Origin of the sequence: Bacillus pseudomycoides DSM 12442 (assembly GCF_000161455.1) — a bacterium.
GTDB classification, from domain to species: domain Bacteria; phylum Bacillota; class Bacilli; order Bacillales; family Bacillaceae_G; genus Bacillus_A; species Bacillus_A pseudomycoides.
On the sequence record NZ_CM000745.1, the window covers coordinates 755,979 to 770,284 of the forward strand.

Here is a 14,306-nt window from a genome sequence, read left to right on the forward strand (position 1 = left end):
AATGACTCTCTAAGTACAAATTTCTGCAATTTCCCACTCGCATTACGAGGAAGTTCATCTGCAAATACGTAGTGGCGTGGTCGTTTATAGTCTGCTAATTCATCACTTTCTTTACAATACTTTTCTAAATCTTCCGCCGTAATATGTTCATCCTTTTTGACCACTACCGCAACAACACGTTCACCCCATAATTCATCTGGTTCACCAAGTACAGCAACATCTAGTATCCCAGGATGACTATGCAGGAAATCTTCAATTTCACGCGGATAAATATTTACCCCGCCGCTAATGACCATATCATCCAAACGATCGGCAACGTATAAATAACCATCTTTATCTAAATAACCTAAATCACCTGAGTGATACCATCCTTTATACATAGACTTTGCTGTTGCTTCTTCACGATTATGATATCCTGCCATCATAGTTGGTCCACGTGAAATAATTTCTCCCACTTCATAAGGTGGTAACACGTCATCTGGTTCTGCCGGCCCCTCTTCGTTCGGTTTTACAATTCGAATTTCATGACTAAAACAAGGCGTTCCGGCTGAACCAGCTTTCGTAATTTGATCTTCTTCTACTAAGAATGCAATAACGGGACCCATCTCTGTCATTCCATAAATTTGAACAAGATCGATATGCAGACGCTCTTTACATTCTTTTACGAGCGCTGGTGCCATCGCAGCTCCGCCATATACTCCAATTTTCATCGACCGTAATTCATATTGTGATAAATCCTCTTGTAACAGCATATTCCACATCGTTGGCGCCGCAAAGAATGTTGTAATTTTTTCCTTTTGAATTGTATGTAAAACCGTCTCTGTATCAAAGTGATGTAAAATGATATTCTTTCCGCCAACTTGAATTCTTGGTATAATACCAGCATTTAATTCACCGCAATGATATAACGGTGCTACTACAAGGCCAATACTATCACGGTTATATTTTAAGAAATACGTGCAAATCATACTATGTTCAGCCATATCACGATGACGATGTAGCACCCCTTTTGGATGACCCGTTGTACCACTGGTATAGAGCATCGAACAATAATCTGTTTCCTCAACGACAATATCCACTGCCTCAGATGAAGCTGCATTTACCTTTTCATGATAAGAAGCAGCGTATGAAGGTGCATGATCTTCTATGTACCAAAAAGAACTATTTGGGAAATCTCGTTCAATGGCAGCAACCGTCTGTTCAACGGCTTTTTCAAATACAACGACTTTTGAGGATGCATCCATGAGGATATAAGCTACTTCTTTTGCTTTTAAACGGAAGTTAATCGGATTGAAAATCGCACCGATTTTCGCACAAGCGAGGTAAACGTTTACAAATTCATGACAATTATATAAATAAACAGATACAGTATCTCCTTTTTTCACACCTTCTGCTAATAATGCTTGCGCCGTTTTATTGATCTGTTCATCCCATTCTTTATATGTCCAACGAATGTTCTTTTCTGGTTCTACTAACGCTTCTTTATTTGCATATTTCCCTACCGTTAAATCAAAAATCCTCCCAATCGTCATATACATGTCAAAATATGCCCCCTTTTAACTTTCATAATTCTATCATTTCGTCTATAAGTAGACATTTCCTCTACATTTTCACCTTCTTTTTCTGATCATTCTCGACAGCGTTTTACAAATATATATTCATTTTGATTTGTAGGCATACACGTATCTGCTATGAAAACAAAAGGAGTGCTCCACTCATTTTCTCCCTTTGTTTTTACTTGGCCTGGGGCTAAAAAAGCAATGACCGCTTCTATGCATGGACGGATTCTCTCTCCCATCCAAAGAATGGTTTTTATTTATCAAGCTATCCGTTCTAAGCTCTCACCCTCCAAAGTCTTTTGTATGAATGCTTGGAGGGCATTTATAACCTACACCAAAGAAAAAGGACTGAGCATTACAGGATTAAATCAGATGGAATAAGGGAACTCCTTAAATAGGTGTTCCCTTGTTTTATAGCTAAGCAAAGGTAAAACATACTATATTACTGCAAACGAAGCTTTTGTATATGTGAAATAAGAGTTGCAAAAGAGCATCCATTTAAAGGATGCTCTTTTGTATACTATGTTCTTTACAGCTTGCTCATTGATTCTATTTAAGTTGCTATACTCATCTACTAAAAATTTTGAAAGACGTTGAGTCAATTAAGGATAACTATTTTATTGTATCAATATAGCCACTGACAGATTGTATGATACCATAGTCAGCTTTAAGATTCATACATACAGAACCTGATATGTTAATGTTAAAATTCCCATCTTTGTCTAATTCAATATTAATATCTCCTCTGTATTTATCATTGGAAGATTTCAATGTTAATTCCTGTATATCAAAAAAGTCTAGTTGGACAAATACAGTATTATAGTTTAAATCTTTCCATTTTTTTGGAGGATTATCTGCGAATTTAGGCATATTAAAATTTATAGAAATTTTTTTACCTTCATCTTCAATTTTAACTGCTACAATACGTACATCTAACAATGAAGGAGCTTCGTTATATAAATTTGATATAAATCTATTTCCTTCTAAATTACTGTACCACATATAATCACCTCTATATATTATTTATTAAATGGATAATGCTCTTGTGTACCTTCAAATTTACCTGTTCGCGGTTTATCTGCAGGTCTCACATTAAAATGCGGTCCCTGTCCACCTTTAGAGTGGCCTGCACTATGGTCCTGAATTATTACTTTTTTTCCATCTTTATTAGTAAAATGATATCTTTCTTAAACTGTTTTCCTTTAAAATATCTCCTCTTGTCGTGCTCCTACTCATTTTTTCTAAAATGTAACGTGGTTTAGAAAACTTTGCAACAGAACCAAACCTCCACATGTAGTATGTAAGGAGATTATCTCATGGGTTATTTACAAATAGTAGGTAGGGAATATTTGACGCTTACATAGCTAAAATCAACAATATTATTTAAACAATAGCTCATTTATATAAAAAAGAGACTGAAACCTAAAAGCCCGCAATATGCGAACCTTTAGGCCAGCCTCTTACCCCGCTTTAACGGGCAGTAATACTCCCACCTTAAATTTTAGCAGAAGCCAAGAAGTTAGGTGTGAGATAAACTGCCCGTAAAAGCCCGATTGGTTCAACTAATAATCCGTGGGGGATGAGAAAAATCCCCACGGATTAAAGTTTCACTTTAAGAGAATAGCTCTTTTAAAATTTCAAGCTTATCTTCTGTATATTTGATATAACCATCATTATATGATTTCGGATCTTTCGGGTTTGCAAAATGTGTAATTGCCCCTGTCTCTGGATGCACAAATTTACTTGATGCACCGCAGCCAAGACCGATAATAGACTGTACTTCTTCCATAATCACGATATTATAAATACTTTCTTGCGATGGCATCGCATAGCCTACATTTTCTAAGTTACCTAAAATGTTCTTTTGGCGGTATAAATAATAAGGTACGTAATTATGATTTTTCGTCCACTCTTCAGCCTCATGCATCATCGCTGTAATTTCTTCACGACCTGCCACTTTATATTTACGCTTATTTTGCGTCATTTCAGAAGCACGCTTAAATGATAATGTGTGAACTGTTAATGATTCCGGCATTAACTTTTCCGTTTCATCTAACGTATGTTTAAATATATCTAGTCCTTCACCTGGAAGACCAATAATTAGGTCCATATTGATATTGTTCATTCCCATTTGACGTGCTAAATGATACTTTTCAATCGTTTCTTCCACTGTATGATGGCGCCCGATTGCTTTTAACGTTTCTTGATGGTACGACTGCGGATTAATACTAATGCGGTCGATGTTCCATTTATTTAATACTTCTAGTTTTTCTGGCGTAATCGTATCAGGACGACCTGCCTCAACTGTTACTTCGCGTACTTCTTTCACATCCGGGAACGATTGGTACATTTCTTCATACAACATGTCCATCTCTTCTGCTGTAATACTTGTTGGCGTACCGCCTCCGTAATAAATCGTTGTAACCTTAACACCTTTTTCTTTTAGGAACTTACCAATTTCACGAACTTCGTAGTGTAAGCCTCCTAAGAAAGAATCAACCGATCCTTGACGTCCATTAATCGCATACGCCGGGAATGTACAATATGCACATTTTGTCGGACAGAACGGAATACCGATATAAATACTTACTTCTTCTTTCAAACGATATAAATCTGGAACAACTGCTAATTGACAGTCCACGATGCGCTGCAGAAGTTCAATTTTTTCTTCATGAATTAAATAGCTTTCAAGAAGTTCTTTATGCGCTTCTTCTTTTGACATGCCATTTTGAAGCATTTTATGAAGAAGTTTCGTTGGACGTACTCCTGTTAAAATCCCCCAACTTTGCTCAATTCCAGTTAGCTGTTGCAAGACAGAAAGATACACATATGAAACAACATGTTTTACTTGTTTCATACGTTCTTTTTCTACTGTGAAGGAAGATAAATCTTTTTCAAACGTTTCTTCATATACATTTCCAGTTGCAACGTCTGTTAAACGTGCTGAAGCTGTCACGTTTCCTTCTATCTTTATTTCAACAATAAGATTCGCATCTTCTTTCTCAAATCCTATCGTGCTTTCTTCAAAAAATAAGCCGCTAATATTTTGTAGCGGACGTAAAAAACGATCATCTTGTAACGTTTTTATTGAAATTAACAACACTTATCACCTTTTCATTTGTAAACTCTCTTTAGTTTACTTGAAGGGTGACTAGAGGTCAATATAGAAGCTTTTCCTCATTTTCCCGGAAAGACAAACACTAAGAAACGCAGCTTTCAGGCTGCGTTCTTTCGTCATCTTGTCACCATTTATGAACCTGCGAGTGATTTTTTAAAAATGGAAGTGGAAATTGCTTTCGAAAATGTTCCTTAATCATATATTCCACTCCGTTTTCACTATTGGAACGTGTAATCCAATCTGCTGCTTGCTTCAATGGAATAGGTGCATCTCCCATTGCAACTCCTAATCCAACACCCGCGATGACATCTAAATCTTCCAAACTATCTCCAATTGCCACCATTTCATTCAATTCGATCCCAAGGTGTTCTCCTAATAATTGTAATCCTCTTAATTTCGATACATGAAGCGGAAGAATTTCTACCCTTCCCCCACCGGATTCTATATACTCGACATTTTCAAATGCTTTTTTCAACGTTTTAAGCGCGCGTTCTCTTTCTCCTCTACTTGCAAAGACAACATCAATTTTCGGAGCTGAAACAGGCTGATCACGCAGTGCGTCACCTAATGAATCTACAAATTGAACAGGATAAAATAACGGATCCGAACTTGATAATACAGTGCGTGCAATTAAGTTTGGTGTATTTCGCTCACGGTTACCGATTGAAAAACGTTCATGTGAAATACGGACATTACATTCAAAATGTTCGAGCACTTGCACGATATTAAACGTTTTTTCTTCTGATAATCGTTTTTGAACAAGCGGCTTATCTAATGAAGCAGAAATAAAAGCACCGCTATGCGTAATTAATATAGAATCTAGTTTTAATGACTTTGCTATTTTATGAGCCGATTGAAAGTGCCGACTTGTAAACAGCGTAACATATACACCTTTTCGTTTGACAAAATCAATAGCTTCTCGTGTTCCTTTTGGTATCTTCCCATTTTTCTGCAGGAGCGTCCCATCTATATTAAGAGCCAACAAGCGATAAATCACGTCGCATTCCTCCTCTTAGCTGCTTTTACTCTATCCATAATTTATGAACTAAATTTGTTAATTAGAACGAGTTAGAATTTCGTACGCAAATTTGGTTTAATATATACGTATATCATCAGTAAAGGGGATACCAATATGAAAGCACCTCCTTCTTTTTATGAGGGTGATACATTAGAAATTGCTAAAAATTTACTTGGTCATAAACTTGTACATATAGTAGATGGAATAAAACGAAGTGGATTCATTGTAGAAATAGAAGCGTATAAAGGACCAGATGATAAAGCTGCACATAGTTACGGGGGAAGACGAACCGAGCGAACGGAAGTTATGTTTGGCGCACCAGGACACGCTTATGTATATCTCATCTATGGTATGTATCATTGTTTTAATATCATTACAGCTCCAGTTGGTACCCCGCAAGGCGTTCTTATTCGGGCATTAGAGCCAGTCGATGGAATAGAAGACATAAAAATGGCACGTTACGGTAAAACAGATCTTACGAAATCACAATACAAAAATTTAACGAACGGACCTGGAAAGCTATGCCGCGCACTTGGCATTACTTTAGAAGAACGTGGCTTATCCTTACAAGGTGATGAATTATATATTGAATTGGTGCCAGAAGCAGAGCAGCTATCTTCTCAATATGAGATTGTAACAGGCCCACGCATCAATATTGACTATGCTGAAGAAGCTGTTCATTATCCTTGGCGTTTTTATTTTAAGAACCATCCATTTGTCTCTAAATGAAAAAGAAGCCAAATCGGCTTCTTTTTTTACTCCGCACCTTCCGCAGTCGCAATATCATTTTCAAGATTTTCTCTAGATAAATCCGCTGCCATAAAATCAGCTGTTTCTGGAAGTGCTAAATGCATATGTGCTTTTTGACAAATTTCGATCGTACAGTTTTCTACAGTAAAATCAAAAACATGTCCGCCTCCGCTTCGTTCATCATCAATATAATGTAGATGGAAACCGGCTACTCCAATACCTTGCGCATAATCTGGTGTCCAAAATCCTGCCATTGTTCCTTTCGTATGAGAGAAAGAAAAAATCGGCTGTGATTTTGTCACTTCTACAAGTGGTGTATATGGTTTTTCTTGACACGGAACGGTTCTTGTTCTTACTTCACGGAATGTTCCATCCATACGAATCGCATAAAATAAGTTTTTACTTGGCATTAATTCATGTAATAAAGATTCTACTTCTTCACGATTCATTGGACGATCAATTGTATAACTCATTTCTTTTTCAAAAAATGTTACAGTGGCAAACGGTGTTGTTTCTTCCGGTGCTACCATTTCTGCAGAACCGTCGGAACGCAAATGATAAAATTCTCCATCAAAAGCAATCATTTCACCATCTAATTGATCAAACGTACCGATGCCAAAATCGCCGTGCTCTTTTAATTTATCAAAGTTGATAATGCCATCATATATACCATCCAATAAAGCTAGCATTGTTGACGTTTGATATACTTCATTATTCGTTTTCATCTTTTTCGCATCAATATCTAATAATTGTGCAATACTCATGTCTATTCTACTCCTTTACCACTAGTTCAATTGGTTTGGTAGTAATTTTTCACTTAATTTAATGTTATCGCGATAATCAATTGGAATATCTACAACTACAGGACCTTCTGCTTTCAGTGCTTCTTGTAATACCCCTTCTAACTCTTCTGGAGAATTCACACGAAGTCCAATAGCACCGAAGCTTTCTGCATATTTTACAATATCAACATCACCAAATTCTGTTGCTGATGTTCTGCCGTATTTCATCATTTGTTGGAAGGCAACCATATCATATGTACCATCTCTCCAAACAAGATGAACAATCGGAGCTTTGAGACGTACTGCTGTTTCTAGTTCCATTGCAGAGAATAAGAAACCACCATCTCCAGAAACAGAAACCACTTTTTTACCTGGTTCCACCAATGTCGCTGCAATTGCCCAAGGAAGTGCGACACCTAATGTCTGCATACCATTACTAAATAATAAACGGCGTGGTTCATAAGAGCGGAAGCATCTTGCCATCCAAATGTAATGTGAACCGATGTCACATGCAACAGTTGTTTCATCATCAATTAACGAACGAAGTGTACGAATGACTTGCAGTGGATGTGTAAGCCCTTGTGAATCGCGAACTGGCACTTCGGCTTGCTCTGATAATTTCGCACGTAATTGATCTAAAATAGCTTCTGATTTTGTTGACAAGATAAATCTTGGTAATTGCTCTGCAATGCTATCTACCGTTAATGCAATATCACCAATTAATTCGCAATTTGGTTGATAGTCATGGTCAATATCAGCTTGATGATCGTCAAGATGAATAATCGTTCTATCCCCTAACTTATTCCAAAACTTCGGATCATACTCAATTGGGTCATAACCGATAGATAGAACAAGATCGGCCTGTTCTAATAAAATATCGCCTGGTTGATTACGGAATAACCCAACGCGTCCAAAGAAATGATCTTCTAATTCACGTGAAATTGCTCCAGCTGCTTGATACGTTTCAACAACCGGCAATTGTGTATCAGCAATTAACTCACGAACTGCTTTCGTTACTTCATTTGTGCTCGCTCTCATACCAAGTAAAATAACTGGTAATTTTGCAGATTTAATTTGTTCTACAACTGCTGCAATTTTATGTGTGGGAGCGATACCAAGTTGCGGCTGAGAAAGCGTGCCAATAGATGAAACGGACGTTTCAGCAGTCATAACATCTTGTGGAAGACTAACAAGCGTTGCTCCCGGATGAGTAGAAGTTGCACTGCGGAATGCATTTGTAAGTGCTTCTGGCACATTATCAGGATGCTCTACTTCTACGCTATATTTTGTGATTGGTTCGAATAGTGCAGCATTATCCATAGATTGATGCGTACGTTTTAAACGATCTGTACGCGGCACTGCACCCGCTAAAGCAACAACGGGATCACTCTCTGCCGTAGCAGTAACAAGACCTGTCGCTAAATTTGATGTCCCTGGTCCCGATGTAACAAGACATACACCTGGTTTCCCTGTCAATCTCCCAACAGCCGCTGCCATAAATGCTGCGTTTTGTTCATGACGACAAACGATTAACTCAGGTCCACGCTCTTGCAACACATCAAACACAGAATCAATTTTTGCACCTGGAATACCGAAAACATGTGTAACTCCTTGTTCGATTAAACAATCGACAACAAGATCGGCTCCTTTTGTTGTTGTTTTCACGTTGTTTGCTTTTACTTCTGTACTCAAACTAATCATCCCTTTATGTCAAAATCGTGTACAATAAAGCTAGTTATTATGTAAATCAGCCATATATTACACCTGATTAATTAATGTGGTGTAATATATCTTGTTGATTATTATATTATAAATGTATTACTTTTCCAACAATATGAATTCGAAATTATTTTGACAATAAAAAATGAAAACCCTTACATGTATTTTGTTATATCGAAATAATATTTTTTATAAATTTTTACATTTGTATCACATATTTTTAAAGGTTTTCTCAACAAATATTCCTTGCCTATCTTTACTTTATTTCCTGTAAAACTTTCCTTTTATGCAATTGATTGAGAAAAGGAACTTCTGCGAACTCCATAAAAAAAGACGCTTCCCTCTCAGGAAACGCCTTTCTCATTAAGCTTGATATGCAGTATATAATTCTTCAAGTGGCTTCATAATAATTTTGTTAATATCGCCGATTACAACATTTAAGCGTTGCTCTGCTTCCATTAACTTTACGATTTTTGGATCTTGTTGAATAAGCGCTACAACTTCTTGTGCTTTTTGGTTATCTTCTTCTGTAATTTCTTGTCCTTGCATCATCTTTTGTTGTAAGCCCATTTGCATTGTACGGAATTGATCAAACAGTTGTTTTGATGCCGCATCCCCTTGTACTTCTGCATAACTTGCTTTTAAAGCTTGGAAATCTGTATTTTCTGCAATTGCTTTTTGTAATTCATATGCAACATCATGAATGTTTTTTGTCATTGTATTTTTCCTCCTTTAACGGGCTTGGTCTATTGTCCCCGCCCTTTGAGTACCTTTTGATACGCACCTTCTTACAATAACAAACTATGCACGAGATGTGAAGAAATTTCACTTTATTTATCGAGAGGAACTGTTTTGTGAGGACAGAGACAGGAGAATCCTCCACCTCAAGCTCTTGTAGAGGTAGGTGGGGGTAGTAGTACAAATTGAGCTACCGATATAAAACCTTTCTTTTTAGGAGTGAGGGTGTCCGTTCATGCATAAAAGCGGTCGGCCCCATGCTATGTGAAAACAACAGGAGAACATAAGTGGATGTCTCCTGTTGTTTTCATGGCCGTGATTTGTATATTGAAAAAGTAACATGGATTTATATAGACAAAGCGTTACATTAGAAAAAGCAACACTATACCTTGAATCAAACCTATTGTCCCCCCTAACAACGCTCCCAAATATGTAATCATCTTCAATTCACTCTTCGTAATTGATAACACAAGATCTTCTAATCTCTCTGTTGAGAATGTAGATACTTCTTGTTGTACAATTTCAGCAAGATGTAAATTTTTCAAAATCTGTTCGGTATTGTTTGTCCCCCATGCTAAACCTTTTTTCACTAAACTTGGAATCATTGTTTGTACAACTTTTTCCCGAACTGGTTCACACACTTTTTGAACAGACTGATTGAAAAATCCTCTTACAGTTTCCTCTATTTTAACTGTTGATAGGATTGACTTTACAATCGTTTCTTTCTCTATAAAGGAATCTAGTTCCTTCACTTCTCTTCCCTTTAATTTCTCCCACTCTTTTTGCAGTACATCACTTAAAAGCTGCTTCGTTCCTTCTTGTCCTAAAAACTTAATCACTTCTGGCTGCAGACGATCCACTAAACTTACATTCCCTAAAAACATACCTACTAAATTTAATAATGTACCTCGCGAAGCAAAAAAGTCATCAATCATTTTGGCAAGCCGCTCTTTTCCCTCTTCACTTTCAAAAAAGCTTTTACCTCTTTCTAAAATAAATGATGCTACATTCGGAATCATTTGCTCCACTTTTTCATGAACAGAACTAGGCAAAGCTTGTTCCCACGTATATGTATAATATTGTGATAAAAACGTATCAATTTTTTCCACAATCATACTTTCAATTTTTTGGACGGTCTTCCCTTCCACATGCTCCAAGCCCCATTTTTCTAAAACCTCTCGTAATGATTGCTCATTCACCAAAATTTTATCTATCTCTACTTGTCCCCACTGAATCAGCTCTTGCTGAAAGTTTTCATCTGTTAATTTCTTGCCGATTCCTTCTGGTGTTAACAAATGATCCACAACCATTTTCCCTAATTGAACAGCAAGTTCATCACGACGCTTCGGAATCAATCCGGGCGTAAAAGGTACTCGAAACTTTCCAATATAAATAGGGCGATGCGGGCGAAATAACATTTTTATCGCTAAATGATTCGTATACCCACCAATTATTGCTCCTAACCCTGTCGTTGTTAACATATTTAACCACATATTCATTACACAATACCAGCCTTCCATTTCTCCAAATATATATATCTTACTACAACCTGTTACAAAAACAATACACAACCAGCCATTTATCTTGAGATACACTGACTTTCTCCATCCATCAGCTACCTTTTGCGATTTCTCACGGCTTAAGATGCGAAATAACTACCATATTTCCCCGAAATGCAACCACTACCATGACGCACAAAAGATGACCTCCACTCGTTTTCACTTGGCATGGGACCGAAAAAGAATCCGACCGCTTCTATCCATGGACGGATCCTCTTTCCCCTCTAAAAAGAAAGGTTTTTCCACTTGTATGTACATAAATCCATTTCGATCTTTCCATACATCAGTCACTGCTATGAAAACAAAAAGTGATCTCCACTTATTTTCTCCTTTTGGTTTCACTTAGCGTGGGGTGAAAAAAGGACCTGACCGTTTCTATGCATAATCGGATCCTCTCTTACCTCTAAAAAGGAATGTCTTTCAATTTGGCTTCTCTCGCCCTAAAACATAGATCATCCAAAAATAGAATATCGTTATACGGACAACAGTATAATGATATGGGAGCATGTTTGCAATGTACTGAAGCCATTCGCGCAATTGCACAATAGAAATAAAAAACAATTGAGCAGTTCTCTCTTCTCTTTTTACATAATGGATAAAATAGAGCACTTAGGATTATATATGCGAATGCGAAAACAGCATGATTATTCACTGGCCGAAGAAGCTTCCCGCGGCCCATTACGGTTTAATCGATTTACACCGTAACTGAAAAAGGAGTGACTATTACATTGAAAGATCATATTTACACATTACAAATTTCTATCGATCATCCAAGATCGCTAACATTGCCCTATATATTTTCTAGTACTTCTCCCCTTACATTTCTTTCCTTCGGCACACGAAATACGACATGTGAAAATATTGAAATTCATTATACTTATGCTCACGAAATTATAATTGGCGAACAAATTGCGAAAGAACTTTATCTTCCATTTCCAACTACCGTGCATGCTTTCATTCAAAATCAAACACTTGTATTTGGACCATTGATCGGTATTTTCACAACAGGTTTTACAGAATCAGCTGCTAATCCAATTGGCAATCGTTCGATCAGTTTCAAGGAGTTACTGACCCCACCTCACTCTTTACATCCATTTGTTTTCTTATTTGGTGCACAACATATGAACTGGGATGAGGAAACAATTGATGGATACTTTTTTAAAGAGGAAAACTGGATACAATGTAAAGTTCCTTTTCCAAACGTTATTTATGATCGGCTACCTAATCGAGAAGCAGAACTTTACAAACCTATTCTCAGAACAAAAAAACGATTACAAACGAAGTACACCATTCCATGGTTCAACCCAGGTTTTTTTAACAAATGGAATATACACCAGCTGCTTACAAATGAAAAAACAGTCGCTTCTCTGTTACCTCAAACAGAAACATTTCAGCACTTCGAGCAAGTAGAGAATTTCTTATCATCATATAAACACATTTATATGAAACCTGTGCATGGTAGTCTTGGACGAAATATTTATCAAATTCTTTATTCCACTTCAGAAAACAGTTATTATTGTCGTTACCGCGAGGCAGAGCAGAATAAATTACGAAAGTATCACTCTTTAGAAACACTTATCAATCATGTTATGCAAGGCCATGATTTAAAAACATTTATTGTTCAACAAGGAATTGTATTATTACGTATAGGTGGGCAGCCAGTAGACTTTCGCATTCATACAAATAAAAATCGTTTTGGGAATTGGAGAGTCAGTGCCATCGTTGCAAAAATCGCCGGGAAAGGCAGTATGACAACTCATATAAATAGCGGCGGAGAAGTAAAACTACTCCAAGATATTTTTTCTGATGCAACGGAGCGTGTTCGAATCACGAATAAATTGACAGATGCAGCCTTGCAACTAAGTTCTATTTTAGATCAGCAAACGGAAGGAAATATTGGAGAAATTGGTTTTGATTTAGGTTTAGATAAAGATGAGAAGATTTGGCTATTTGAAGCCAATTCCAAACCTGGAAGAACTATATTTCAATCCGAAACATTACAAGAATATAGTGAACTGACGAGACAGCTATTTTACGAGTACGCCATGCATTTAACAGAACATCATCTTTCTCGTCCGAAAAGGCTATTACCAGAAGATAAAACTTCCACCCTATAATAGGTGGAAGTTTTTTTATCATTTTGACCGAGAAGACCCCCTCCTCTAAATGAAGTGAAGGTGGGGGATGAATCGGTTTTGTCCTTTTTAAAGAAAATGTCTCTTTTTAAACAGAACGTATGTTTGTTTCGGTGTATAATGATCTTATCAAATAAAATGAGGTGAGAACAGGTGAAGAAAGCGTATTTTTCGAAACGGATCTATAAGATAGATGTACCGCATGAAATGGTAGATGCATTGGCAGAGACAATCGAAATATTTAATCAGGCGAAGCGCTTTGCGTTTCAAATGATTGTTCGGGAAAAACGTTGGAACCGTAAGATATATACAGACAGTCTTCATCTCGTTCTCAAGCGGAAATATCAATTGAATGATTATTATGCAAACAGTGCGGCGCAAGAAGCGAAGGCGTTGTTTACAGGTTTAATGGAGTTACAAAAGCTATATGAGAAACAAACACAAGAGAAAATCAAGAAGCTCAAGAAAAAGTTGAAACAAGAACGGACAAAACTGACAAATCTTCGTAAAATCAAACAAAGTTGTGTGAAAGGAAAGCTGACGTTTCCGAAAAACACCCGCTTGGCGAAGCACAACAACCTCATCTCCTTATCTCGTAAAAAAGACACATTGATTTGGCTGAATGAATATCTGTTTGAGCACCAATACTTGGATGTTCAAATGAAAAGGATTCAGGCGAAAATCGGCCTTTTAACCCACCGGCAATACCGCTTAACACAAAAACTTACATCACACAAAACGCATATTCCGAGCGCAGTATTTGGAAGTAAAAAACTATTTCGCTCTCAATTTACCACCCGCGAGTTTGTACGTAACCATGACAAATGGAAAACATTCTTTTCCCGTGCTCGAAATAAACAACTCATTCTATCTGGCCGTAAAGATGCTAAACATGGGAATTTTGTGTTTCAGTATGTGCCTGAGACAA

11 protein-coding genes and 1 pseudogene are annotated in these 14,306 nt (G+C 37.0%); 3 read left to right on the forward strand and 9 right to left on the reverse strand.

The features are described from left to right. The 5 genes and pseudogenes from BPMYX0001_RS03860 to BPMYX0001_RS03875 form a co-directional block, all read right to left on the reverse strand. A partial coding sequence (locus tag BPMYX0001_RS03860; RefSeq protein ID WP_033798663.1) for a fatty acid--CoA ligase occupies positions 1 to 1,538 on the reverse strand: 1,538 nt, incomplete at its 3' end. Positions 1,539 to 2,171: 633 nt separating this feature from the next. Beyond that, complete coding sequence (locus BPMYX0001_RS03865; protein WP_006093671.1) at positions 2,172 to 2,561, reverse strand: Imm50 family immunity protein; 390 nt, start codon at positions 2,559 to 2,561, stop codon at positions 2,172 to 2,174. 17 nt (positions 2,562 to 2,578) lie between these two features. Then, a pseudogene (locus tag BPMYX0001_RS31975) lies at positions 2,579 to 2,731 on the reverse strand (HNH/endonuclease VII fold putative polymorphic toxin); the annotation flags it as partial. Positions 2,732 to 3,171: 440 nt separating this feature from the next. Next, positions 3,172 to 4,662, reverse strand: a complete 1,491-nt coding sequence (locus tag BPMYX0001_RS03870; RefSeq protein ID WP_006093673.1) for a coproporphyrinogen III oxidase — start codon at positions 4,660 to 4,662, stop codon at positions 3,172 to 3,174. A 139-nt stretch (positions 4,663 to 4,801) separates the two neighbouring features. Next, the gene (locus tag BPMYX0001_RS03875; protein ID WP_018782311.1) at positions 4,802 to 5,674 is read right to left on the reverse strand and encodes a Cof-type HAD-IIB family hydrolase; all 873 of its coding nucleotides are present in this window, start codon (positions 5,672 to 5,674) and stop codon (positions 4,802 to 4,804) included. Between the two features lie 135 nt (positions 5,675 to 5,809). Between BPMYX0001_RS03875 and BPMYX0001_RS03880 the strand changes: the two genes are divergently transcribed. Next, a complete protein-coding gene (locus BPMYX0001_RS03880; RefSeq protein WP_006093675.1) occupies positions 5,810 to 6,424 on the forward strand; it encodes a DNA-3-methyladenine glycosylase in 615 nt (204 codons plus the stop codon). A gap of 26 nt (positions 6,425 to 6,450) precedes the next feature. Here BPMYX0001_RS03880 and budA read toward each other — a convergent pair whose 3' ends face one another. The 4 genes from budA to BPMYX0001_RS03900 form a co-directional block, all read right to left on the reverse strand. After that, entirely contained in the window at positions 6,451 to 7,209 is a 759-nt protein-coding gene (budA, locus tag BPMYX0001_RS03885; RefSeq protein WP_006093676.1) for an acetolactate decarboxylase, read from the reverse strand. 21 nt (positions 7,210 to 7,230) lie between these two features. Continuing rightward, positions 7,231 to 8,919: an acetolactate synthase AlsS gene (alsS, locus tag BPMYX0001_RS03890; RefSeq protein WP_018782312.1), complete on the reverse strand. Its 1,689-nt coding sequence runs from the start codon at positions 8,917 to 8,919 to the stop codon at positions 7,231 to 7,233. Positions 8,920 to 9,309: 390 nt separating this feature from the next. Then, positions 9,310 to 9,663 (reverse strand): YlbF/YmcA family competence regulator, encoded by a 354-nt coding sequence (locus BPMYX0001_RS03895; RefSeq protein WP_006093678.1) that lies wholly within the window; start codon positions 9,661 to 9,663, stop codon positions 9,310 to 9,312. A 383-nt stretch (positions 9,664 to 10,046) separates the two neighbouring features. Next, positions 10,047 to 11,204: a DUF445 domain-containing protein gene (locus tag BPMYX0001_RS03900; RefSeq protein WP_006093679.1), complete on the reverse strand. Its 1,158-nt coding sequence runs from the start codon at positions 11,202 to 11,204 to the stop codon at positions 10,047 to 10,049. A gap of 767 nt (positions 11,205 to 11,971) precedes the next feature. Between BPMYX0001_RS03900 and BPMYX0001_RS03905 the strand changes: the two genes are divergently transcribed. Further along, positions 11,972 to 13,360, forward strand: coding sequence for a YheC/YheD family endospore coat-associated protein (locus BPMYX0001_RS03905; RefSeq protein ID WP_033798664.1), 1,389 nt, complete (start codon positions 11,972 to 11,974; stop codon positions 13,358 to 13,360). A gap of 171 nt (positions 13,361 to 13,531) precedes the next feature. Next, a partial coding sequence (locus BPMYX0001_RS32935; RefSeq protein WP_081449581.1) for a hypothetical protein occupies positions 13,532 to 14,306 on the forward strand: 775 nt, incomplete at its 3' end.